Annotated in this window: 22 protein-coding genes; 17 read left to right on the top strand and 5 right to left on the bottom strand. The window is 46.7% G+C overall.

Features of this window, described 5'->3' with window-relative positions; all coding sequences use genetic code 11:
- Positions 1–22 precede the first annotated feature (22 nt).
- The 5 genes from L0U89_RS18365 to L0U89_RS18345 all read left to right on the top strand — a co-directional run bounded on the left by L0U89_RS18365 (position 23) and on the right by L0U89_RS18345 (position 4,100).
- Complete coding sequence (locus L0U89_RS18365; protein WP_234862859.1) at positions 23–1,786, top strand: MutS-related protein; 1,764 nt, start codon at positions 23–25, stop codon at positions 1,784–1,786.
- A 68-nt stretch (positions 1,787–1,854) separates the two neighbouring features.
- Positions 1,855–2,007 carry a lmo0937 family membrane protein gene (locus L0U89_RS18360; protein WP_008625099.1) on the top strand — a complete coding sequence of 51 codons (153 nt, stop codon included), beginning with the start codon at positions 1,855–1,857 and terminating at the stop codon, positions 2,005–2,007.
- Between the two features lie 119 nt (positions 2,008–2,126).
- A complete protein-coding gene (locus L0U89_RS18355) occupies positions 2,127–3,269 on the top strand; it encodes a 5-(carboxyamino)imidazole ribonucleotide synthase (RefSeq protein WP_234862858.1) in 1,143 nt (380 codons plus the stop codon).
- A 1-nt stretch (position 3,270) separates the two neighbouring features.
- Positions 3,271–3,777: a 5-(carboxyamino)imidazole ribonucleotide mutase gene (gene purE, locus L0U89_RS18350; protein WP_234862857.1), complete on the top strand. Its 507-nt coding sequence runs from the start codon at positions 3,271–3,273 to the stop codon at positions 3,775–3,777.
- Positions 3,778–3,950: 173 nt separating this feature from the next.
- Positions 3,951–4,100: a hypothetical protein gene (locus L0U89_RS18345; protein WP_234862856.1), complete on the top strand. Its 150-nt coding sequence runs from the start codon at positions 3,951–3,953 to the stop codon at positions 4,098–4,100.
- On the opposite strand, the gene L0U89_RS18340 is transcribed toward L0U89_RS18345, so the two are convergent.
- Positions 4,097–4,576 carry a hypothetical protein gene (locus tag L0U89_RS18340; RefSeq protein ID WP_369413259.1) on the bottom strand — a complete coding sequence of 160 codons (480 nt, stop codon included), beginning with the start codon at positions 4,574–4,576 and terminating at the stop codon, positions 4,097–4,099. The genes L0U89_RS18345 and L0U89_RS18340 overlap by 4 nt on opposite strands.
- Before the next feature lie 136 nt (positions 4,577–4,712).
- Positions 4,713–5,066, bottom strand: a complete 354-nt coding sequence (locus tag L0U89_RS18335; protein ID WP_234862855.1) for a DUF3127 domain-containing protein — start codon at positions 5,064–5,066, stop codon at positions 4,713–4,715.
- Between the two features lie 395 nt (positions 5,067–5,461).
- Here L0U89_RS18335 and L0U89_RS18330 point away from each other — a divergent pair, with 395 nt between their 5' ends.
- Together L0U89_RS18330 and L0U89_RS18325 are read left to right on the top strand one after the other, a co-directional pair.
- The gene (locus L0U89_RS18330) at positions 5,462–6,064 is read left to right on the top strand and encodes an RNA polymerase sigma factor (RefSeq protein ID WP_234862854.1); all 603 of its coding nucleotides are present in this window, start codon (positions 5,462–5,464) and stop codon (positions 6,062–6,064) included.
- Positions 6,039–6,272 carry a hypothetical protein gene (locus L0U89_RS18325; protein WP_040480575.1) on the top strand — a complete coding sequence of 78 codons (234 nt, stop codon included), beginning with the start codon at positions 6,039–6,041 and terminating at the stop codon, positions 6,270–6,272. The genes L0U89_RS18330 and L0U89_RS18325 overlap by 26 nt, the downstream gene beginning before the upstream one ends.
- A 58-nt stretch (positions 6,273–6,330) precedes the next feature.
- Here the strand turns inward: L0U89_RS18325 and L0U89_RS18320 are convergent, their stop codons facing one another.
- The gene (locus L0U89_RS18320) at positions 6,331–7,209 is read right to left on the bottom strand and encodes an alpha/beta hydrolase (protein WP_234862853.1); all 879 of its coding nucleotides are present in this window, start codon (positions 7,207–7,209) and stop codon (positions 6,331–6,333) included.
- 91 nt (positions 7,210–7,300) lie between these two features.
- Here L0U89_RS18320 and nth point away from each other — a divergent pair, with 91 nt between their 5' ends.
- Genes nth through L0U89_RS18305 form a run of 3 tightly spaced genes read left to right on the top strand, consistent with a single transcriptional unit; the run spans position 7,301 to position 10,991 of the window.
- Positions 7,301–7,987: an endonuclease III gene (nth, locus tag L0U89_RS18315; RefSeq protein ID WP_234862852.1), complete on the top strand. Its 687-nt coding sequence runs from the start codon at positions 7,301–7,303 to the stop codon at positions 7,985–7,987.
- 5 nt (positions 7,988–7,992) lie between these two features.
- Entirely contained in the window at positions 7,993–9,774 is a 1,782-nt protein-coding gene (gene asnB / locus L0U89_RS18310; RefSeq protein WP_234862851.1) for an asparagine synthase (glutamine-hydrolyzing), read from the top strand.
- Entirely contained in the window at positions 9,771–10,991 is a 1,221-nt protein-coding gene (locus L0U89_RS18305) for a glycosyltransferase family 4 protein (RefSeq protein ID WP_234862850.1), read from the top strand. Before asnB ends, L0U89_RS18305 begins: the two co-directional genes overlap by 4 nt.
- Here L0U89_RS18305 and gldB read toward each other — a convergent pair.
- A complete protein-coding gene (gene gldB / locus L0U89_RS18300) occupies positions 10,960–11,961 on the bottom strand; it encodes a gliding motility lipoprotein GldB (protein ID WP_234862849.1) in 1,002 nt (333 codons plus the stop codon). The genes L0U89_RS18305 and gldB overlap by 32 nt on opposite strands.
- 213 nt (positions 11,962–12,174) lie before the next feature.
- Between gldB and L0U89_RS18295 the strand changes: the two genes are divergently transcribed.
- The 7 genes from L0U89_RS18295 to L0U89_RS18265 all read left to right on the top strand — a co-directional run bounded on the left by L0U89_RS18295 (position 12,175) and on the right by L0U89_RS18265 (position 21,270).
- Complete coding sequence (locus L0U89_RS18295) at positions 12,175–13,116, top strand: fasciclin domain-containing protein (protein ID WP_234862848.1); 942 nt, start codon at positions 12,175–12,177, stop codon at positions 13,114–13,116.
- A gap of 71 nt (positions 13,117–13,187) precedes the next feature.
- Positions 13,188–14,192: a radical SAM/SPASM domain-containing protein gene (locus L0U89_RS18290; RefSeq protein ID WP_234862847.1), complete on the top strand. Its 1,005-nt coding sequence runs from the start codon at positions 13,188–13,190 to the stop codon at positions 14,190–14,192.
- Positions 14,193–14,432: 240 nt separating this feature from the next.
- Positions 14,433–16,952 (top strand): SLBB domain-containing protein, encoded by a 2,520-nt coding sequence (locus L0U89_RS18285; RefSeq protein ID WP_234862846.1) that lies wholly within the window; start codon positions 14,433–14,435, stop codon positions 16,950–16,952.
- 1 nt (position 16,953) lies between these two features.
- Entirely contained in the window at positions 16,954–18,021 is a 1,068-nt protein-coding gene (locus tag L0U89_RS18280) for a GumC domain-containing protein (RefSeq protein WP_234862845.1), read from the top strand.
- Between the two features lie 6 nt (positions 18,022–18,027).
- A complete protein-coding gene (locus L0U89_RS18275) occupies positions 18,028–19,335 on the top strand; it encodes an oligosaccharide flippase family protein (protein WP_234862844.1) in 1,308 nt (435 codons plus the stop codon).
- Positions 19,336–19,395: 60 nt separating this feature from the next.
- On the top strand, positions 19,396–20,358 hold the full coding sequence (locus tag L0U89_RS18270) for a glycosyltransferase family 2 protein (protein ID WP_234862843.1): 963 nt from the start codon (positions 19,396–19,398) through the stop codon (positions 20,356–20,358).
- A gap of 33 nt (positions 20,359–20,391) precedes the next feature.
- Positions 20,392–21,270, top strand: coding sequence for a class I SAM-dependent methyltransferase (locus L0U89_RS18265; RefSeq protein ID WP_234862842.1), 879 nt, complete (start codon positions 20,392–20,394; stop codon positions 21,268–21,270).
- A gap of 157 nt (positions 21,271–21,427) precedes the next feature.
- On the opposite strand, the gene L0U89_RS18260 is transcribed toward L0U89_RS18265, so the two are convergent.
- Positions 21,428–22,081, bottom strand: coding sequence for a hypothetical protein (locus L0U89_RS18260; protein WP_234862841.1), 654 nt, complete (start codon positions 22,079–22,081; stop codon positions 21,428–21,430).
- Positions 22,082–22,365: the final 284 nt, after the last annotated feature.

The following is a 22,365-nucleotide window of genomic DNA, read 5'->3' as shown; positions in this document are numbered from 1 at the left end:
AATGTTTGCATAATTTTAAGTCGTGAAAAAAGAACGCTCGCAGGTTGACATTAGGCTTGAATTGTCGAAAAACAAACGGAAAAAGCACATTCTGAGTACCGTAAGGATCGCGCTTTTCCTCTGCATGGTTGCTACTTTCATCATTGGCGCTACAGATCATTCCTGGGTTTTATTGGTATTCGCTGGCTTGGTTGTATTGTTTTTTCGTTTCGTTTTGGCTTTCATCCGGGTTCAGGACGACATCGCGTTTTTGGAACAACTGCTGATAATGGATCAGGAAACTGCAAAAAGAAAAGCGCGGAACCTGCAGGATTTTGACTCAGGCACGGAGTTTCTGGACAAAGCACATCCCTTTGCCAATGACCTGGATCTTTTTGGTCAGCATTCCTTGTTTCAACTGCTCAACCACACCGTCAGCCGGGATGGCGCCCAGCTTCTGGCAGACTGGATGAAGCGCGAGATGGATGCTGATACTGCATTGTCCCGTCAGTCTGCCATCCGCGAACTCTCGGCGAATCGGGATTTTACAAGGAGTTTTGAGGCCATTGGTCGGGCTTTTCTGAAGGACGAAAAATCCAAGAAACCCTTTTTCCAATGGCTTTCCGAACGGGAAAATTGGCCAAAATGGTATTTCATCCCCACATTCATCGGACCGATCGGAGGTATGTTGCTTTTGGCCATGAGCGTGTCGGAAGTGATTTCCCCTGCTTGGCTGGGAATATGGATCATCGTGGGTATCGGCTTGATGTCCTCGATTTTCATGAAGATGAACAAGATATCGGCGTCCATGCCGCTGCTTAGCGACCTGAAGACCTACAAAAAATGGGTGGAACAATTGGAAAACACTGGTTTTAGAGATAGCTACCTGAATAGCCTGCAGCAGTCTTTTCTGACACAACATTTGAAGGGTTCGCAAATTTTGAGGGAGTTGGAACAGAAGACCTTCCTCCTTCAAAATCGCTTCAACCTGATGTACCTTATCGCGAATGCCTTTTTTTGGCTCGATTTCCTGATTTACTTCCGGGCGATTCGGTGGAAAAAGAACCATGGCTACCTGATGTCGGACTGGGAGGAAAAACTCAAGGAATGGCAAGTATTGGTTTCTTTGGCTTCATTCACCTTTGAAGAGCAATTGGATGTTTTGCCGACATGGAACAGGAGCGCCGAAGTCCTGGCCATGGACCTGAAGCATCCGCTGATTTTGCCCAATACCGCGATCGGCAATGACTTTCACTTGGGAAAAGAGCAGAAAACCGTGCTGTTGACCGGTTCAAATATGTCCGGGAAGACCACTTTCATGCGGACCTTGGGCATCAATATGGTTTTGGCCAATTTGGGCTTGGGAATCTTCGGGAAGAAATTCGAAATCGGTGCCTTTGGCCTTTTCACCAGTATGCGCAATACCGACAATCTCGGGGAGAGCGTAAGTTCGTTTTATGCAGAGCTTGGGAGAATCAAAAAACTCTTGGATATGGCTGCCAACAACCAGCCGATTTTCTATTTGTTGGATGAAATCCTCAAAGGTACCAATACGATTGACCGTATCATGGGCAGCGAGGCATTGATTCGCCAGCTGGCGGCTAGTCCCTCCAAAGGCATCATTTCCACCCACGATATTGAGCTGTCGCAATTGGAGGACAAACTGCCCTATGTGATCAACAGGAGCTTTCACAGCCAGATTTTTGAAGACAAAATCCTTTTTGACTACACACTGAAAGAAGGACCTTGTCCCAGTTTCAATGCCCATAAACTGATGGAGCTGATGGGAATCAAATTCACAGAATAGCCTCTTTGGCACGGTACTTGGTTAATTAGACAATTGAAAATCAGATGTTTAACTAAACCAACTATTTTATGAGCTCTCTATTATATCTAATTGCAGTGGTTTTGGTGATCGGGTGGGTCTTCGGATTCTTTGTATACAGCTTGGGTGGTCTGATCCATATCCTATTGGTGTTGGCCGTAGTAGCGGTACTTCTCAGGCTAATCGGCGGGAGGCCCGTGTGATTCAAATGTTTCAAAAACGATAAGCCGAAGCCTTCCCTGCGAAGGCTTCAGGCTTTTATATGGCTTTTGTTTTTCGCAGGGGAATTTTTGGCGTAATTTTGACCCAATTCCTTTTCATTGTGAAAAAAAGCTATCAGCACAAAACCCTTGGAATCTTGGGTGGCGGCCAACTCGGTCGCATGGTCATCCAATCTGCCATCAATTACAACTTGGACATCCATATCTTGGATCCAGATCCTTCGGCGCCCTGCAAGGACATCGCGCAAAAATTCTCCGTAGGAAGCCTCAGGGACTTTGACACCGTTTACAAATTTGGGCAAGCCTGCGATGTGATTACCATTGAAATTGAAAATGTCAATACTGACGCTTTGCAGCGCTTGGCCGACGAAGGAAAGGAAGTTTTTCCCCAGCCTGCAATCATCAAACTGATCCAAGACAAGCGCCTCCAAAAGCAATTCTACAGAGAAAAGGGCATCCCCACGGCCGATTTTGTACTTACGGAAAATAAGGAAGAAGTCCGTCTCCATGCTGATTTCCTTCCGGCAGTCAACAAACTTGGACGGGAAGGGTATGATGGGCGTGGGGTTCAGATATTGCGGAATGAAAGCGACCTCGATTTGGCTTTTGATGCACCGGGCTTGTTGGAAAAGTTGGTGGATTTTGAGCAGGAAATCGCGGTGATCGTAGCCAAAAACCAAAATGGTGAAATCAGAACGTTTCCGGCTGTCGAATGTGCATTCCACCCCACAGCCAACCTGGTGGAATTCTTGTTTTCCCCTGCCACCATCACTGCATCTATTGAAAAGCGTGCCCAAGAGATCGCTGTTGAAGTCATAAATGCCCTAGGCATGGTCGGGATTTTAGCTGTCGAAATGTTTGTGACCAACGATGGCCAAGTCTTGGTCAATGAAATCGCACCCCGTCCCCACAACAGCGGGCACCATACGATCGAGGCCAATTATACTTCCCAATTTGAGCAGCACCTGCGGTCCGTGCTCAACATGCCTTTGGGCAACACGGAAGGCCGCTGCCCTGCAGCAATGGTCAATCTTTTGGGTGAGGAAGGTTATACCGGTGATGCCTATGTGGAAGGATTGGACGAAGCCATCGCCCAAAAAGGAGTCTATGTGCACCTTTATGGAAAGAAGACTACCAAGCCGTTCAGAAAAATGGGCCACGTCACCATCTTGGACGAGTCCATCGAGATATTGAAGCGACGGGCCTTGGCCATCAAAAATCTGATCAAAATCAAAACACTGTAACATGGAAATACAAGTAGGAATCATCATGGGAAGCAAGTCAGACCTTCCTGTAATGTCTGAAGCAGCCCTCGTTTTGGAAGAGCTGGGCGTAGGATATGAACTGACTGTCGTATCGGCCCACAGGACTCCGGAGCGGATGGTTGAGTATGCCAAAACCGCAAAAGAAAGAGGCCTGAAAGTCATCATTGCGGGTGCTGGAGGTGCCGCCCACCTTCCGGGGATGGTTGCTTCCCTGACCACCTTGCCGGTCATCGGTGTCCCTGTGAAATCCTCCAACTCCATCGACGGATGGGACAGTGTCCTTTCGATTCTACAAATGCCGGCTGGCATTCCCGTGGCCACAGTGGCGCTCAACGGCGCAAAGAACGCCGGAATACTGGCTGCATCTATTGTCGGGGCTTTCCAGAAAGACGTTGCGGAAAAGCTGAATACCTTCAAGAATGAGCTAAAAGAAAAGGTGGAACATGCAGCCAAAGAAATTGAAACTAAGGGCTGGAAAAATGCGTAGAAATATCAGGCTTATAAGTTAAAGTTTACTAGAGTTTGATGAAAAGAGCGGGTTTCGGTAAGCCCGCTTTTTTTTGCTCCTATTTGATTGATTCTTCAAAAGGGATTTGAGACCAATGAGGGTTTTTCCGGTTCGTTCGCTTCTCGCGACTCCCATTTTGGCTACCTTTGTCCATGGACTTTAAAAAAATCATCCGCTTCAAGATAGGGTCTGAAACATGGGAAATGCCCTTGGGTGTTCTATTGCTCCTTGGAGGAATAACCCTCGCATTGATGATCTTGGGAGGAATCCTGGGCTTCGAATTTGGGAAGTCCGTGCGCTAGTCCATAAATACACCCCAGCCGTCGTCCTCCCGCTTGCTTTTGTCAAAACCCTTCACCCACGTGATAAAAAGCTTTCGGAAATCCTCTATCCCATCGCGAAGGAGTTGCAGATGTTCCTCGGCATGTGTGCCTTCCAAGGCGAGTTGGTAACTCATCGATGAGAGACTTCTGGCATGGAGTTTCATCTGGACGGCATTTTCCATTTTATGGATATAATTTTCCATGGCCTCCGCGCCTGAAAATTTAGATGCCAAAATCATGGCACTTTCCATCATTTGCCCACCGTAAAGCTCAGTCCGTGCCTCATCCAGTGAACCGACAATTGCTTGGGTCAGCTTGATGATCTCGAGGGCTTTCTGCATCAGCGGATGTTGGAAGCGATTCCGCTTCATGCGTTGGAATTCCTCTTCATCGCTCTCATCCCATTCGCTATCGTTGTCATCCTCCCACATAGGCTTGATTCTTTGTTGTCGCAATCCTGTATTTCCTCCTTTTGCCTTTGAAATCACGATGCCATACTACACAAATCCCGACCTCACAGGTTAGAAAAATCCTCCCGTTGATGGCACTGATTCGATTGGCTTTGGTAAAATGATGGTAAGTGAATTGCCATCAAAACGGCAACATATCATCCGAATTGTCATCGGAGAATGTCGTCACGTCAGGAACCTGTTCCTGCTTACGGGATTCGGGCTTTTGTGTATTGCCGCGGTCAACTTTCCACACCTTTACATCGGTATACCAGCGGCCATTGTATTCCCGGCTTTCTAGGTTGATAGAGGCAGTGACCTGTTCGCCCATTTGAAGGTTAAATTGATCGATATCATCTCCCCATGCGACCATACAGACTTTTTTGGGGTAGTTTCCGCCTGTTTCAATGATATATTCCCTTTTTCTCCAGTTTCCTCTTGAGGATGTCCCACCTTGTTCCTGCAAAATTTGGACGATCTTTCCGCTTATTTCCATTTTTTTGTGATATTGAGCGTCCAAGTTAATAAAATTCGAAAAAGCACATCACCCGATTTTTGGCAAATTTCTTGTTGTAAGCATTCGAGCGTCGATTTATTCGAAAAATTCCCACAACCAGATACAATAAGTGCCAGTATAAGCGTTTTAGGATCATCTGAAGAATCTTTTTCGTCTCCATATTTGCACTTCGTCCAAATAAAATTTCATGTTTTTACTAGTAAAGTGCAATTCATACTTTAATTTCTTTATTTATTAAGATTTTTTAACAAAAAAATTCATCAGCTATTGCGTCGAATATGTTGAATTTTTACATTTGATTTAAATTCTTTAATTGTTTCACCCTAATCATATACTATGGCCTGAACCTCTACGTTATTTTAAAGTCAATTTGTATGAGCAATAGGGTTAATCCTACCGATGCCGAACTGATCGCATCTTACCGAAGTGGAAGTGAGGCAGCATTTGAAAAGCTAGTAGAAAAGTACAAGTCAAGGGTTTACACCACGATTTACCTGATAGTAAAAGACCAAGCGATTGCGGAGGATTTATTACAGGATGTGTTTGTAAAGGTAGTGCACACCCTAACCGCCGACGGCTACAACGAAGAGGGAAAATTTCAGCCATGGTTGATGCGTATAGCGCACAATTTAGCCATCGACCATTTCCGAAGGAGCAAACGGTATCCGACCATTATCATGGAAGACGGGTCCAATGTGTTCAACACCCTCAAGTTTGCCGAGGAAAGCATCGAAGATGCACGCGTGAAAGAGGATACTGTGGGATTGGTCAGGAAGCTGATCGATGAACTGCCCGAATCCCAAAAGCAAGTGCTCATCATGCGGCATTACATGGATTTGAGTTTTCAGGAGATTGCCGAACAGACCGGCGTCAGCATCAATACTGCGCTGGGAAGAATGCGGTACGCTTTGATAAACATGCGTAAAAAGTTGAAACAATTAAATGTTGCCTATGACAAAATCTTTTACCCCAAATGACCTGTTAAGATACATCTATCAGGAAATGAGCGAGGGTGAAAACGAGTTGGTCGTGCAGGCCTTGCACTACGATGACGTATTGATGCAAGAGTATCTGGATATGCTGAGCACGCTGGACCAATTGAACCAACTCGTCCTAACACCTTCCGAAAAAGTAGTAAAGGGCATCCTTTGGAATGCCAAATCTACGGGACTCGAAAAAGTTTGAATCATTCAAACACCAACAAGGTAACCTGAAAGTCGACTGGCTTTCAGGTTTTTTGATTTTAGGGCAACACCCCGTTTAGAAAATCCTCCGTCAAGCCAATCAATCTCTTGTAGGTCGCCTCGTCAAATCCGTGTCCCTGCCCTGGCAAGTACTCTTTCAGGTGCAGCACATTGTTGGCAACCAGCCTTGTTTCAAGGATTTTACTTTGCGCTATCGGCACTACCGTATCAGCATCTCCATGGAAAAAAACCGTTGGGACACTTCCTTCTTTCACAAACACCAAGGGACTGGAATTGGAATACGCCAAAGGGACGCTTTCGGGCGTTCCGCCAAGCAGGTTTTCGAGCAAAAGTTTATTCAGCGGACTGTTCCCATGAAAACTCCTCAATTCCGTAGGCGGAAAAAAGGCCACAGCGGCTTTGACAAAACCGTCATTGTTGTTTTTGTAACTGTGCAGCAAAGTCAAATGCCCGCCCGCGCTTGCACCCGCCAAGACCAAGTTTTCTGATAAATCCCATTCCTCCAACTTTGACTTGATAAATGCCAAGGCACTTTTCACATCTTCTTCCTGCGTCGGAAACCGATTGGCATTCCCAAGCAGATTGAACAGCCGATAATTGATCCCGATGTACGCATAATCGTCTTGGGCTTCTTCCAACCATGGCTTGAAGGCTTGCAGTTCGCTTTTGTCCCCATCAATCCAACCACCGCCATGAATCCATACAAAAACTTTTGTGCGGGATTTGTCCCTGTTGGCGGGAAGGTAAACATCCATCACTTGCCTGAGGTCGGTACCATATGACAAATCGACTTCTGTATGCGCCTTTGCAGGATCCAAACCCTCCTGTACTGGCGGCTCGGGATCCGAGCATGAAAAAACCAAAGTACTAAAAATGACCAACGCCAATGCATACCTAAAGAAACTCAGTACTTTCATATGGATTTAAATTTTACCAATCAACAACGAAAGTAAGCAAAGCTTGTTATTATTGAATCAGTAAAAACACCAATCTCAAAAAGTAACCTCGATGCGACGGAAGGAACGCTACCAAGCTTTGATCGATTATTTCAGCACGCATATGCCTGTGGCAGAAACGGAACTGGTTTTCGAAAACCCCTTCCAACTGCTTGTGGCGGTCGTTCTCTCCGCACAATGTACCGACAAGCGGGTCAACATGAGCACGCCAGCGATCTTTCGGGATTTCCCCACACCTGCGCATTTGGCGGCCTCAAATTTTGACGAGCTCTTTCCCTACATTAAAAGCATCTCCTACCCCAACAACAAGACCAAACACCTCCTGGGATTGGGAAAAATGCTGGTCGAAAACTTCAACGGACAGGTTCCCTCCACGGTAGAGGAATTGGTTAAGCTTCCCGGCGTGGGTCGAAAAACTGCGAATGTCATCACTTCAGTCGTATGGAATCAACCCAATATGGCTGTCGATACCCATGTCTTCCGCGTTTCCAAGCGGCTCGGTTTGGTCAACCAAAACGCCAAAACGCCACTTGAAGTCGAAAAACAGTTGATCAAACACATTCCCAAAAAGCATGTGCACATCGCGCACCATTGGCTGATTCTGCACGGACGGTATGTTTGCGTAGCGAGAAATCCAAAATGCCTGGAATGTGGCATCAAAAGTCTTTGCAGGTATTTCGAGAAAAACCACGCCTCGGTTTTAGGTGCTGAAGACACCATTGCCGAAGCCAAATCCTAGCTTGCATGTGCGGCATACACTTGATCTTGGATTCCAAACACTCGGGAGAAAGCCGCATCCAGAAAATGCTGGCCGCTAGCCAACACCGTGGCCCTGATCAAAGCGGATTTGAACAGATCGGAGGCAACATTTGGGTTGGCGCCAACAGACTGAAGATCCTGGACCTCTCGGAAAAAGCCTCTCTGCCGATGAAGTCTGTCGATGGCAGATTTATTCTAACATGGAACGGCGCTATCCACAACTACATCGAGTTACGGGAGCAATTGATCAAAGCAGGGTATAGCTTCCAAACCCAATCAGATACGGAAGTCCTTTTTAATTGGCTAAAAGTCCATGGAGAAAACGGTCTCGAAAGACTAAATGGAATGTTTTCCTTGGTTTTTGTTGATTTGGAAAAAAGGGAAATCCTTATCGCCAGAGACCCTACTGGACAAAAACCCTTGCATTATTACAAGGGAGGTAAAGACTGGGTGTTTTCTTCGGAATCGAGGGGCGTCTTAGCCGGATTGGAATCCCAACCAGAAATCGATACAAACCAGTTTTTACCTTACAGCTATTACCGCTTTTCTTGGCCTGATTCAAGTTTTTTCGAAAGTGTCAGACAAATGCTACCGGGTGAGGTGCTGGTTTTGGATTTTGAAGGAAACCTTAGACGGCAGGCAAGCATCGATTTTTCAAAGTCAATTTCCAACGAGGCTCCAAATTGGGAATCTGAACTCCGCAAATCCATCCTGCGCAGTTTCCAATCTGACCGGCAAGCCGGAATGGTGCTCAGTGGCGGAGTAGATAGCAGCCTCATCTATGCGCTTTGGTACGAACAAACGGGGACCAAATTGCCGACTTTCACCGTGCATTTTGAGGAAAATTTCACCAATGATTTCTCGGATTACAAGTATGCCCAATTACTCTGCAGGCGGTATCCGAGCCAGTTCGAAGGTATCCGAGTCACAAAGGAAATATTGATGTCCAATTGGCAGGAGTATGTGCAATCCATGGACCAACCGGTCGGGGATGGAGCTGGATTTCTGACTTGGTATATCGCAATGAAAATCCATTCGGAAGTCAATGTGCTCATTTCCGGGGCTGGTGCAGACGAACTTTTTGGCGGTTACAACAGACACAAGGCGTTCCTTCAATACCTGAAAAATCCGACCTTAACGGCCCTTGGTGGCAGGATTTTGGGAACCCTTGGCATGAAGGCAGCGCAAAAATTCTCAGCCTCGCTCGAAAAATCCCCCACAGATACCTTTATTCAAATGGCAGCCCTACTTCCGATTCCCAAGGAGTATTTAGGAGAGTTTGCGAAGTATTTTCCAGAACAACATGGCGATTTGAAGCGGGCTTTGGGTTTTGATCGCCAGTTTTACCTGGTCAATGACATTCTCAAAATCCACGATAATGCCTGTATGGCCCATGGCATCGAAGGGAGAGCGCCATACTTGGATTGGAATTTGATTGCTTACGCAAACGGGCTTTCAGAACAAGAACTTAGAAAAAACATGGGTAAGAAGAACCTTAAAGCCATGCTGAATGCCCGCGGCTTGGAAGCCATCTCCAATAGGAAAAAACTTGGCTTTGGAATGCCGATAAGGGAATGGATGGACGATGGGGATTTTCGGAAGTTTATTTTTCGCCCGATAAGTGAGATGGAATCAACTTGGGGAAATCAATTTAACTCCGAAATACGTACCTTGATGCGTAGGCCAGAATCATTGATCGAAACCAATATCCTCCTGATTTGGAATTGGTTTGTACTGGCCACTTGGCTACAGAAGCATCCGAAATGAGAATTATCTACATTCACCAATATTTTGTGACACCTTCGCAGGGCGGTGGGACGCGCTCCTATTATCTCGCCAAAGGCTTGGCTGCAGCAGGTGTGGAGGTGGATATGTTGACGGCACATGCCGAAAACTATTACGATTTCAAAATCATAGATGGCATCAGGGTGCATTATCTCCCGGTAAGCTACCAGCAAGAGTATGGTTTTCTGAAAAGAGTCTTCTCCTTTTGGCTGTTTGCATGGAAAGCGAAAAACTTGATCAAAAAATTGCCGCGTCCGGATTTCCTCTACATCAGTTCGACACCCCTTACTACGGGTTGGATTGGGCTATGGGCAAAGCGGAATTTGGCGCTCCCTTATATCTTCGAGGTGCGCGACCTTTGGCCTGATGCGCCTATCCAGGTCGGTGTCATCCAAAGTCCGATCTTGAAAAAACTGCTCTTTCGGTTCGAAAAAAAGATCTATCGTCACGCATTGAAGATCGTAGCGCTTTCGCCCGGAATTGCTGAATCGATCCGTGAAAAGAGTCCGGCTTCGCAGGTTTCCATCATTCCAAACTTCGCCGATACGGATTTCTTCCAACCGACGGCGAAGAAAAGCGAGACCACCCTCCATTCCTTAGGATTGAACTCGGCATTTACCATTGCCTATGCTGGGGCAATTGGAAAAGTAAATGCAGTCGATGAGCTGTTGATGTTGGCTGAAATGGCGGTGAGTGAAGGATTGGATTACCAATTTGTCGTCATGGGAAAAGGCACGGGGCTGAAAAGTCTCCAAGACAAAGTCAAAAATTTGAAGAATTTCACCATCCTGCCCTTTGGCAATAAGGAAAAAGTCCGGGATTTGCTTTCAGTAGCTGATATGGCATTTGTTTCCTTTGCGCACCTCCCGGTGCTGAAAACCAACAGCCCCAACAAGTTTTTTGATGCGATCGCCGCGGGCAAATCCGTCCTGGTCAACCACAAAGGCTGGGTGTACCAAATGGTAAAAAACCACAACCTGGGAATTTACTTCAATCCCTCCGCGCCAGAGGAATCATTTGAAAAGTTAAAGGCGCTTTCCGAAAACCCAAGGCTTTTGGCCCAGTATCAAAAAAACGCTAGGGAACTGGCAGAGAAGTATTTTTCCCATCAGATCGCTGTGCAAAAACTTCTGGCGGTACTCTATCCCGAGCGATTTGGCAAATCCACTAGCGACGAGGCTTATATCCTGACAGCTTGAAGATTTTTTCGGTATCCGTTTCCTCCATCAATTCCTTGAGACCTACATTTTGGTTGAAAACGTAATCATCCACGATGTTCCAGCCCAACCATCTCCCCAGGCGACCGGGCGCATCGGGACTGATTTCGTCGGTAGCGGGCGCCTCGCCAGTATACTTTCTGATCACAAAAGGATTGGTCTCAAACAGCAGATCGTTCTCAACGAAATGGGACCAAATCAACTCCTCGTTGTCGAAGCATGCCCTGATTTGGTCCATCGTGTAGCCGATGATGTATTCGTCGGAAGTACAGGGCAATATCGCTTTTGTGAAATGATAGGATTTGCCATAATAGATCACCTCCGCCAATAGGTTGTTTTGTGCCAAATCCGTTTTGTTAAAAGCTGCTGAAATCGCCGTCACCACCATCGGCACGATATAGGGTTTTTGGTAGCGTTCGGTAATGTATTGTGGCAAATCGGGCGGCTGAAACCTATGGGTGATTGGCAAAAAATAATCCAAGCCAATCACAAGTATATCTTTGTCCAGATAGATATCCGAACCAAAGCCGCTCACGAATGTGTAGACCTTGGGCACCTTGAACTCAGGGAAATAGAATTGGATGTACTGAAAGGCCTGCTTGAGTTCGGCTTCCAAGGAGTCGATCTCGGCAAAATTGATCTTCACTTCCTGATAAAGTTCCTGCAGCAGGGTATCGCGATGGATTTCCACCAGCTCTTGCGCCAGGCTATCCTTGTTGGAATAGCTTGATGCGGAGAGGTAGTTTTCTGCGAATTCGGGGTATTTCTCTAGCAAAAAGATAAAATCTGAGGCGGTTTTGGCCTGAAAAAACTCATCCTCCAACCGCTCTATTTTCAGGTCCAGCGGTTTGGAAAGAATTTCCTCATCCATGATGCAGCCCGGATCTTCTTTTTTACAGGAAAACAAGGCAAGCAAGAATACTGGAATCAGCAAATAAGAGGATTTATTCATAGGTATGCTCAAATCGAAGGGATAAAACTACGAGGATTTGACAAAAAATAGGGAGGGGGAGTTAATTTTCAACGAAAACGAAACTCATGGTGAATCAGACACAAATTCAAGTCGTTTGTTTACATATTTAAACATTTCTTCTCGAATAGACTAACCATTTCATAATCAGTCTGTTGTTAGGGTGTTTCTTGTTCATCTAAACCAACAATAATTATGAAAAAAACCGCACTTTGGAACAGCATGTTCCTCTCAGCCCTAGTAGCTGGATCCCTCAGCCTTAGTTCTTGTAATGATGACGAGCCTATCCCACAACCGAATATCGTGGATGTAGCATCAGCCAACAACAACTTCTCTACACTTGTTGCTGCTGTTCAGACTGCAGGCTTGGTACCTACACTGAGCGGAACTGGTCCTTTCACAGTTTTCGCCCCTACCAATGACGCTTTTGGGCGTTTCTTGTCCGACAACAACCTTACTGCAAATGATTTGCTCGCTTCTGACCAATTGGAAACTGTGCTCACTTACCACGTATTGGGTGCAGAAGTAAGATCAAATGCAGTCACTCCAGGAAAAGTAACGACCGCCGCCAATTTGCCCTTTTATGTAAGCGTTGACCCAACAGGAGGAATCTGGATCAATGGATCCTCTAAAGTGGTACAGACAGATATCAGCGCTTCCAATGGTGTCATCCACGTATTGGACTATGTCATCGCTCCACCAACACAAAACATTGCCCAGATTGCAACAGCAGCAGCAACTTCTACCTCGGCGCCTCAGTTCACTCAGTTGGTCGCTGCACTGGTAAGGGCTGATTTGGTGGATGCGTTCACAGGCGGAATCGAAGACGACCTGACCGTTTTTGCACCAACTGACCAAGCATTCCAAGATTTGTACACGGCACTTGGCGTCACTTCCGTCGATGAGATTCCTTTGGAGACCTTGACCAATGTACTATTATACCATGTCGTACCTGCAAGGGCATTTTCCCAAGACTTGAGACAAGGGGCATCATTGCCGACTTTACTTGATGGTGAAAACCTGACCGTTGACCTCGCCAACTTGAGAATCAACGATTCAGGCCTTGTCCCTACAGCTTTGAATATCCATGGAACCAACGGCGTGATCCACGCAATCAACAAAGTATTGCTACCATAATTGACCTCAAATGGGTGCCGGGCCTAGGTCCGGCACTTTTTTTTTAACCGTATTCTTGGTTATTTCATTTTGTGAAAAATCAGTGGCACACGGGACTTGCATGGTTGAGATACTTGAGTTTGAAGAAACTCTACAACTTCACGCTCCTTTATTTTTCTTTCCAGCTCAGCCAAATCATCCGTAAACCGATCCATTGGGGAAAGCCGACCACGCTTTCGATTGAACCCACCACAAGTTGCAACTTACGCTGTCCCGAGTGTCCCAGTGGTTTGCGCAGCTTCACCCGTCCTACGGGAATGCTCTCCAAACAGCTTTTCGAAAAGGCAATCGAACAAAGTAAAGACTACCTGACTTACCTCCACCTTTATTTTCAGGGAGAGCCATTTCTCCATCCTGAGTTTTTGGAATTGGTAAGTCTAGCTGACCAAAACCAAATCTTCACAGCTACGTCCACCAATGCCCACTACATCCACGAAGACAATGTTGACAAAATCCTCCAATCAGGATTGAAGCAATTGATCGTGTCGATGGACGGCATGACGCAAGAGGTTTATCAGGATTACCGCATTGGCGGAAAGCTCGAGAAAGTCCAGAAAGGACTTTCTTTGCTCTTGAATCGACGAAGAGAAACCAAAAATACATACCCAAGGATAGTGCTTCAGTATCTTGTTACCGGAAAAAATGAGCAGCAAATTCCTGCCTTGAAGGATTGGGCAAGAACCATCGGTGTGGATGAGCTACAATTGAAAACCACGCAAATCTACGACTTTGAAGATGGTTCGGATCTGATACCCAAAGACCTGAACTACTCAAGGTACATTCCAACTGCCAATGGAAAATGGAAACTCAAAAAGACCATCGAAAACAAATGTTGGCGGATGTGGCAAGGTGCCGTCATCACTTGGGATGGAAGGATGCTTCCCTGCTGCTTTGACAAAGATGGAAAATACACCATGGGCAAGCTCCCAGAACAAACGATTCCAGCAATTTGGTCAAATTCCAAATACCAAAATTTCCGTAAAATGCTGCTACAGAACCGCAAACAAATCGATATTTGTCAAAATTGTACGGAATAGTATAAGCCTTGAAATTGGCGGAATGCTTATTTCAATCCCGAACGGAATAATTATCTTTACGCAAATTTTATCCGAAATAGCCCTGTTTATACAAGAATCAAAGGTATAGACGCCCGCCCTCCCATGACAAACCGACCATTCCGATACGCCTTTTTCAATTCACTTCTTCTTCTTTTATTCTCGATTTTTGTGTTTGCTTGGACATCTTTGATCAGCCCAAATATTGCCGATGCCCAAAGCATGGCCGATATCCAGAGCATCAAGGTGGATGACCTCACTGATGCCCAAATACGTGAATTGATCCGAAGGGCAAACGATGCAGGGCTCACGGAATTTGAATTGATTCAAATGGCGAGGTTAAGGGGTGTGCCAGAGACAGAGTTGGAAAAGCTGCGTGAGAGGATCGAAAACATGGAGTTTTCCGTCGCAGGCGGACGCCCCGGTGCTACTCCTTCGAAGCGTGAACCAAGAAAACAAAACGACCTCAGCGAAATCAGTCAAGGGCTTTTCAAAAACCAAACAGATTTGGAAATGCTGTTTGAAGAAGCGCCTTCTCCCTATTTCGGCGGGGATATATTCTATAACAAACGTAGAAGGCTGAGCTTCGAACCCAACCTCAACATAGCCACACCGAAAAACTATGTACTCGGACCGGGCGATTTGGTCTACGTCGACGTTTACGGGCAATCCGAGAAATACTATGAAGCCACCGTCTCGGCCGATGGATTCGTCCTCTTGGACAATGTAGGTCCCGTATCAGTTTCGGGAAAAACCATAGAAGAGGCCACCAACATCATCCGAAACAGGCTTTCCACTTTTTTTGCTGACATGAACGGACCTAGCCCAAGGACTTTCATGCAGGTGACTTTGGGCAATGTACGTACCATCAAAGTACACCTTGTCGGTGAATTGAGACTGCCGGGCACATTTACACTCAGCGCATTCAGCACGGTGTTCAATGCACTCTATGCAGCTGGCGGACCAAATGATAACGGAACCATGCGGGCAATCAAAGTGGTCCGCAACAACAAAACAGTTGCTGAGGTAGACATCTATGATTTTCTAGTAAACGGAAAGGCCAACCTCAATTTCCAGCTACAAGATCAGGATGTGATCTTGGTTGCGCCATTTTTATCCAGGGTGACCGTCACCGGCGAAGTCAAGCGTCCTAAGATTTTTGAGGTGAAGGAAGGCGAGTCTTTTGCACAGCTTTTATCCTATGCCGGAGGTTTTACGGATGAGGCATTTCAGGATCGGGTTGCTGTGACCCGGGTCCTGGGCAGCGAAAGGGCGGTTTCTGATATTTTCAAGGATCAATATGAAATCTTCACCGTCAAAGGCGGGGACCAGTATTCGATCGGAAAAGTGCTGAACCGATTCACCAACCGCGTCCAAATCAAAGGCGCAGTCTTCCGTGAAGGAAATTATGCACTTTCCGAAGGCCTTACGCTCAAGCAGTTGATCAAAAATGCTGAGGGAATCCGGGGAGATGCTTATTTGGATCGCGCCACGATCTTGAGGACTTATGAGGATTTGAGTACCGAGGTGATACAGGTCAACCTGCGGGAATTGATGGCCGGAAACACTCCCGATGTGGCGCTGAAAAGAGAAGATGTCGTCCGCGTGTCGAGTATTTACGACTTACAGGAAGAGTACTATGTACAGATCAAGGGCGAAGTAAAGAATCCAGGAACCTTCCCATATTCCAAACAAATGACCGTGGAGGACCTGATAATCCTTGCGGGTGGTCTGAAAGAATCTGCTAATACCCAAGATGTAGAAATCGCCAGAAGAGCTGGAGCCGAAGGTGTGGGAACATTCTCCGAGTTGATTCCCGTGGCGATCAATACCGACCTCAGTCTGCGTGAAAATCCACAATATCTGCAGCCTTTCGACAATGTATCGGTACGGAGAAAATCAAATTTTGTCTTGGACAAGCAGGTTCAGGTGGAAGGCCAAGTAAATTCGCCAGGGATATTCTCCATCAAAAATGCCGAAGAGCGGGTTTCTGACCTGATCAAAAGAGCTGGCGGCCTCACCCCCTATGCCTATCCAAAAGGCGCTACCTTAATCAGGCGGACAGAATTCTACGAAACCGAGTCCGAGCAGATCAGACGACAGCGCAACTTGCAGGATTTGCAGCAGAAAATGCTCCTTGATCCCAACAATACCGAAGCACAGGAATTGCTTTTGCAGCGCCTATTCAAAGACCTCGGAACTCCCACCGCAGTGACCGCGGGCGAAGGCGTACTTGCAGCGCAAAGCAAACGGGAAACCTTGACCGGAATCGCAGAAACCAAATTTGATCTTGAAGCCATCAAAATCCGCCAAACCGAAGCAGTCGCGATAGATTTGGAAGCAATCCTTCAGAATCCAGGCTCCGACAAAGACCTTATATTGGAGGAGGGCGACATCATTTCTATCCCAAGACAGTTGCAGACAGTCCGTCTTCGTGGAGATGTGGTCTATCCAGCCACTGTGAGATACGAAAGTGACCGCGGTATGAAGTACTACATCAACCGCGCAGGCGGCTTTGATATCCGCGCCAACAGGAAACGAACTTATGTGGTCTATGCCAACGGCGAAGTCAACCGTACCAAAAGCTTTCTAGGGATTCGTTCGTATCCATCCGTAGCGCCCGGAGCAGAAGTAATCGTGCCTACCAAAGGTCCACGGGTACCAATCAGACCAGGCGAGTTTGTGGGTATCGCCACCGCATTGGCGACTTTGGTATTGGTCATTACCCAAATCAATCCATAATATGAAAGGGGAGGGTTTTATTTTGGATGATAAGCTGACCCTGCGGGATTTGGTGCTGAAGACCAAATCCTGGTTCTCATTTTTTCTGGGTCAATGGAAAACCTTGGCCATTGCTGCCGTTTTAGGGATCGTCGCCGGAGCCATGGTATCTATTTTCAAAAAGCCTGTTTACCATGCAGAGACCACTTTCGTCCTCGAAGATCCGGATAGCGGCGGGATGGGGCAAATTTCTGGTTTGGCCTCTTTGCTCGGGATCAACCTTGGTTCCATGAGCAGCACGAGCGGTGTGTTTCAGGGAGAAAATATCATGGAGCTCTACAAGTCTGACATCATGCTCTCCAGGACGCTGTTGAGTCCTTTTGACCAAGAAAACCTCCTGATCGATCGATACATCGCATTCCATAAGTTGGAAGACAAATGGTCTTCCAAAGTGGATTTGTCAAAAATGGACTTCAGCAAGCCAAGGGAAAATTTTACCGTCACGCAAGACTCTGTCGTGAAGGAAATTGCCAAACTCATCCGCGAAAAACACTTGACAGCCGAAAAGCCCAACCGCAAGCTCAGCATCATCCAAGTGACCATTTCCTCCAAGGACGAATTGTTCGCCAAGACCTTTAATGAAGCCTTGGTCGAAAAAGTGAACAATTTCTACTACGAAACCAAAACCAAGAAATCGGCCGAAAACCTCGCTGTCCTCCAGCACCAAGCGGATAGTGTAAGGGCCGTACTAGATCAAAATCTGTCCGACCTAGCGGGCTTGAGCGACCGGATTCCTTATCCAAACGCCCTGCTCCAAACGGCCACCGTTGACAGCCGCAAAAAGCAGATCGATGTGCAGGCAAGCTCTGCCGTGTTTGCGGAGATCACCAAAAACCTGGAAATCGCCAAAGTCAACCATCGCAACAATTCCCCGCTGATACAGATCATCGATTCTCCGATTTTGCCGTTGAAGAATACACGTATCAAGATGCTAAAGGGGACTGTCCTTGGAGCTTTGGTATTTGTATTTGCGACCCTGTTCTGGCTGTTTGTTTCCCGAATTTATCAGCGGCATATTCAGCCCACCTGATTTATTATGATAGAAAAACTGGGCCTATACGTGATCCCCAACCTGATAAAGAATCGATCGGTCCAGAATTTCATTTTTCTCCTGACGATCCAAGCTTCGAATATCCTGATTTCGCTGATCTCTGTTCCACTGCTGATCCAATCCATCGGCTTGGACCAATTCGGCTTGGTCAACTTGGCGCTTTCCGTGATCGTGTTGGCCAATATCCTCGTGGGATTTGGCTATAACCTCAGTGCGCCGCGTGAAGTGGCGCTTAGCCAGGGAGACAAAGTCCGCCTTTCGCATTTGGTCTCCAATATCGTCTCCAGCCGGGTTTTGCTTGCGCTTTTGGCAAGCAGCTTCATCATGCTCGCCGCACTCGGGGGCGGGATGTTTACCGAATACAAATGGATCCTCGTATTCTCACTGCTGCTGCTTTTTTCGGAAGCAACGCTGCCGGTTTGGTTTTTTCAGGGATTGGAGAAAATGAAACTGGTATCCTTGGCCAACGTCTTTGCCAAGCTGCTTTACCTAGCTGGAATCGTCCTGTTCATCCACGAACCCTCCCAATCCAAATGGGTCAACTTCTTGATGGGTCTTTCCGGTTTGGGGATCAACCTGCTCCTTCTGGCTTATATCCATTTTCAGCTCGACATCAGGTTCTTTCGCCCTGAGTTTGGCAAGGTTATCCAATCCATTCGCCAAAACTGGCTGTTGTTTCTATCCAATGTAGCTTCTTACCTCTCGGTCAATGGCGGTCTGATCATCCTTAGTTTCTTTGCGCAGGCGCAGGTTTTGGGAATGTTCAGCTTGGCGGAAAAGATTGCCATCGTACTACGCCTTTTTCCGTCGATGTTGGTACAGGCAGTCTTCCCAAATGCTTCCCGTCTCTATGCGGCCGACCTTGATTCCTACCATCGGTATTCCAAAAAAATCTACGCAATCGGACTGCTTTGCGGACTTGGGCTGACCTTGTTGACTTTCGCCGCGGCCCCGCTGATCATTTCGCTGTTGGCCAAAAAACCGCTTCCCGAATCGGTCGAATACCTGAGAGTCTTGGCTTTTGTCCCTTTTTTGGCGGTGCTCAATTTTCCGAATGTCTTGTTGCTTTTGGTGAAAGACCAGAAAAAACTCCTGTTCCGATCCTCTTGGCTGTTGGCCATATATGTCGTCCCAGCCTGTTTTTGGTTGACCGCCAAGTATGGTGCGATGGGACTTTGTTTTGGCTTGATTTCCGCGGAAGTCGTGAGTTTGCTCATCGGCACCCTCTTCAATTGGCGTTACAATCGGGAAGATTTCTTCAGGCTGATCGGCGTTCGAACAAAACGCAACTAAGAAATGGCAGGAATATCCCAAAATCGTTTCCTGAATCACTATTTTTAAAGCCTACAATAATTGGAAAAATTGGGACATACCGACACCGTACATCCATCCGTAGCCATCATCATCGTCCATTGGAAAGGCATCGATCTTACCAAAGCCTGTCTCCGTTCCCTGCAAAAAATCAGTTATCCCAATTACAGGATTTTACTCGTGGACAATGGCTCCCGTGAAAGCGACGGGAAAAAACTCAAGGAGGAATTTCCGGAAATCGAGCCGATCATTTCGGAAAAAAACCTGGGCTTCACGGGCGGAAATAAGCTAGGTATGTCGCATGCATTGGAACAAGGCTTTGATTTCGTATTGCTGCTCAACAATGACACCGAGGTCGAAGCGGACTTTTTGGACAAACTTTTGGGCGCTTTTTCGCAGCAGCCCCAGCTTGGAATGGTTCAGCCACTGATTTTCTTCTCTGCGGATCGTGAAAAAATCTGGAGCGCTGGCGGCAGGTTTATGCCGGCTCTCGGTATTTCCAAAACAATCGGCTACGGAAAGCGCAAGACAGAATTGGATCTGGCCAAAAGTCGACAGCTCGATTGGGCGACGGGATGCTGTGTGCTGATTCGAGCGCAAATACTGCGGGAAGTTGGATTGCTAAGGGATGTCTTTTTTGCGTATTTCGAAGATGTGGATATTTCGCTTCGCGTCCGGGAAAAAGGCTGGGGAATTGCACTGGTGCCTGATGCCATCATCTACCATGCCGTGGCTGGCTCTTCCAAGTCAAAATCTACTGAAGGCACACTTAGCCCAACGGTCATCTACCTCACCGCCCGAAATCAGGTTTTCCAGATCAAATTGCATGTTCATGGATTTCTGAGAAAAATGAGCGCGTTTAGTTACCATGGCGTGAAGTTTTCCGGATGGTTCGCCTATTTTTGCCTCCGGGGAAGATTCCAAAAAGCCAAAGCTCTCCTCAGAGGATTGACGGACGGCATTACTATAGATCCCTCCATCGATAGACTGCTGCCGCCTAGATAAGCTCCTTTTTCATCAACCTGCCAATTCCAAAACATGATCATCCACCGCGTCTGCCCCATCTGCCAATCCAAGAACATCGTCGGCGACGCGATCGATCTGTACCGCAGCGGGCCACATATCTCGCGGGCCAGGTGCCGGGACTGCGGATTGGTTTTTGCCAATCCTATGGCTGACCAACAGGATCTAGAGAAATACTACAACGACTATTACGAAAAGGAAATCTACGATTCCACCGATTACAAGAACCTGATCAAAGCAGAAATCGAGAAAATCAGCCAACTGAATCCAGAGGAGATCAAGAAAAGGGCTCCTTATTTCAGCATTTACCAAGAGGCTGGAAAGTTCTTGGATGTCGGCTGCGGTTTGGGCTTGGGCTTGGCGTATGCACAGGGGCTCGGCTTCGAACTGAATGCCACAGAGTATGACCAAGGCGCGATAGATTTTGTCGAAGGAAAATTTCCCGTCAAGGTCTTTAAGGGAGATCTACAAAGTGCGGCTTTTCCAGATGCGTATTTTGATTTTGTCCATATCAGCCACGTGATTGAGCATGTGCTGGACCCCAAGGCCTATTTCCAGGAGATGCACCGCATCCTCAAGCCGGGCGGTACGCTAGCAGTCGGTACGCCCGACATGTCCTCGCTGCTGTACCGGGGCTACAAGTGGATGAAGCACCTCAGCCTTCAGGTACCTTTGGTGATAGATGGACTGGAGCATACCCTTATTTTTCCAAAGGAACTACTCGCAAAAATGGGAGAAGACGCCGGATTCGAAATTAAGCTGCATTATTCACATGGCCTCGGCGAAAAAATGGGAAACCTCCTGCGCTACAAGATGCCCCTCCGCCAAAAACTCTCCCGACTTATCCAAAACATCTTCCAAATCAACCAATGGATGGTGGGGGTTAAAAAGTGATTCGCGGATACTTAACGTTTTGCAGCTACCCGAAGGGCGGGACTTTTACCACAAAACTTGATTTGAAAAACTAAACTTCCATTAACCACAAAACTGTCTTTGGAACACGAAACCCCGCCTTTTGGGTAGGTGCTGTTATATGCCGCTTTTCTGTCCGTCATTTGAGGTTAACTATTTTGTCTGCAACTTGTCTGCAATGGTCAATATTACCTAATACACCAATTGTCTCTGTTTCTATTTTGTGCAAAGTTTTTGCTATTGTCTCGCTGTCTGCTCCGCTTGTTTTTAATTTAAAAATTGTCGGTGTGTAGCTTTGATATTCGTCTCTTGGTGCAATGTCGTTTATGCCAATTGGGTCCCAGTCATTCCATAATATTAGGTCAATGGATTCATAAAGATTAGTCGGTTCTTCGTTTTTGAGTAGTTTATGAAAGTCTGTCAAAAGTGGCTCTATGCAAGTCTGGTCTGTTTGAAAACTGAATTTCAAGTAATTCTCTTCGTGTGAGCCACCAACTTGTCCATACACAATTACCTGTCCGTGAGGTTTCATTTGGAAAGTTATACTTGCGTCACTGTCATTGTCTTCAAGTGTAGTGTCACCTGACATTGCCTGCTTCATTATTGCCAAGTCAGAACACATTATTTCTATTTGGTCACGTCTTACGCAAAAATGTGAAGTCCCGCGAAAGCCATTTGAAACAACTGTCAAGTCGAAAGTAAAACTGATTTGAACTAAATATCTTGTTGCAAAGGAAAGTCGTTCCGTTTCCCTGATTGTTTTTAATTCAATTATGTCGTCAATTACTATCATTCTTTTCTTGTTGCTGTGTCGTCCTAAAGTGGCATATAACGGTTTGCGGCTACCCGAAGGTGGCGATTTCGAAGCACTTCACAGTCAACCAAGCAGAAACTTTGATAGAAGCACAAAGCTTGATTTAACCACTGAACCGCCACTTTTGGGTAGGTGCTGTGTGTGCCTTGAATGGTGAATATAGGTCAAAAAGTTGGCCGTTCCAACGGGTGAAAGTCCCTAGGCGCGGGGGTAACGTCCCGAAGCCAAGCAAGTGGCAAGCTGGTTTGCCGTGAGGCATGCAG

It is taken from the genome of Mariniradius sediminis, from assembly GCF_021491425.1.
GTDB lineage: Bacteria > Bacteroidota > Bacteroidia > Cytophagales > Cyclobacteriaceae > Mariniradius > Mariniradius saccharolyticus.
This window is presented reverse-complemented; position numbering and strand designations above follow the sequence as displayed.

What these genes read in the sequence shown, in the direction of transcription:
- L0U89_RS18360 (WP_008625099.1), top strand. Translation starts at nt 1,855, where the DNA reads ATGAGCTCTCTATTATATCTAATTGCAGTGGTTTTGGTGATCGGGTGG.
- purE (WP_234862857.1), top strand. Translation starts at nt 3,271, where the DNA reads ATGGAAATACAAGTAGGAATCATCATGGGAAGCAAGTCAGACCTTCCT.
- L0U89_RS18345 (WP_234862856.1), top strand. Translation starts at nt 3,951, where the DNA reads ATGGACTTTAAAAAAATCATCCGCTTCAAGATAGGGTCTGAAACATGG.
- L0U89_RS18335 (WP_234862855.1), bottom strand. Translation starts at nt 5,066, where the DNA reads ATGGAAATAAGCGGAAAGATCGTCCAAATTTTGCAGGAACAAGGTGGG.
- L0U89_RS18330 (WP_234862854.1), top strand. Translation starts at nt 5,462, where the DNA reads ATGAGCAATAGGGTTAATCCTACCGATGCCGAACTGATCGCATCTTAC.
- L0U89_RS18325 (WP_040480575.1), top strand. Translation starts at nt 6,039, where the DNA reads ATGACAAAATCTTTTACCCCAAATGACCTGTTAAGATACATCTATCAG.
- L0U89_RS18320 (WP_234862853.1), bottom strand. Translation starts at nt 7,209, where the DNA reads ATGAAAGTACTGAGTTTCTTTAGGTATGCATTGGCGTTGGTCATTTTT.
- nth (WP_234862852.1), top strand. Translation starts at nt 7,301, where the DNA reads ATGCGACGGAAGGAACGCTACCAAGCTTTGATCGATTATTTCAGCACG.
- asnB (WP_234862851.1), top strand. Translation starts at nt 7,993, where the DNA reads ATGTGCGGCATACACTTGATCTTGGATTCCAAACACTCGGGAGAAAGC.
- L0U89_RS18305 (WP_234862850.1), top strand. Translation starts at nt 9,771, where the DNA reads ATGAGAATTATCTACATTCACCAATATTTTGTGACACCTTCGCAGGGC.
- gldB (WP_234862849.1), bottom strand. Translation starts at nt 11,961, where the DNA reads ATGAATAAATCCTCTTATTTGCTGATTCCAGTATTCTTGCTTGCCTTG.
- L0U89_RS18295 (WP_234862848.1), top strand. Translation starts at nt 12,175, where the DNA reads ATGAAAAAAACCGCACTTTGGAACAGCATGTTCCTCTCAGCCCTAGTA.
- L0U89_RS18285 (WP_234862846.1), top strand. Translation starts at nt 14,433, where the DNA reads ATGGCCGATATCCAGAGCATCAAGGTGGATGACCTCACTGATGCCCAA.
- L0U89_RS18280 (WP_234862845.1), top strand. Translation starts at nt 16,954, where the DNA reads ATGAAAGGGGAGGGTTTTATTTTGGATGATAAGCTGACCCTGCGGGAT.
- L0U89_RS18275 (WP_234862844.1), top strand. Translation starts at nt 18,028, where the DNA reads ATGATAGAAAAACTGGGCCTATACGTGATCCCCAACCTGATAAAGAAT.
- L0U89_RS18265 (WP_234862842.1), top strand. Translation starts at nt 20,392, where the DNA reads ATGATCATCCACCGCGTCTGCCCCATCTGCCAATCCAAGAACATCGTC.
- L0U89_RS18260 (WP_234862841.1), bottom strand. Translation starts at nt 22,081, where the DNA reads ATGATAGTAATTGACGACATAATTGAATTAAAAACAATCAGGGAAACG.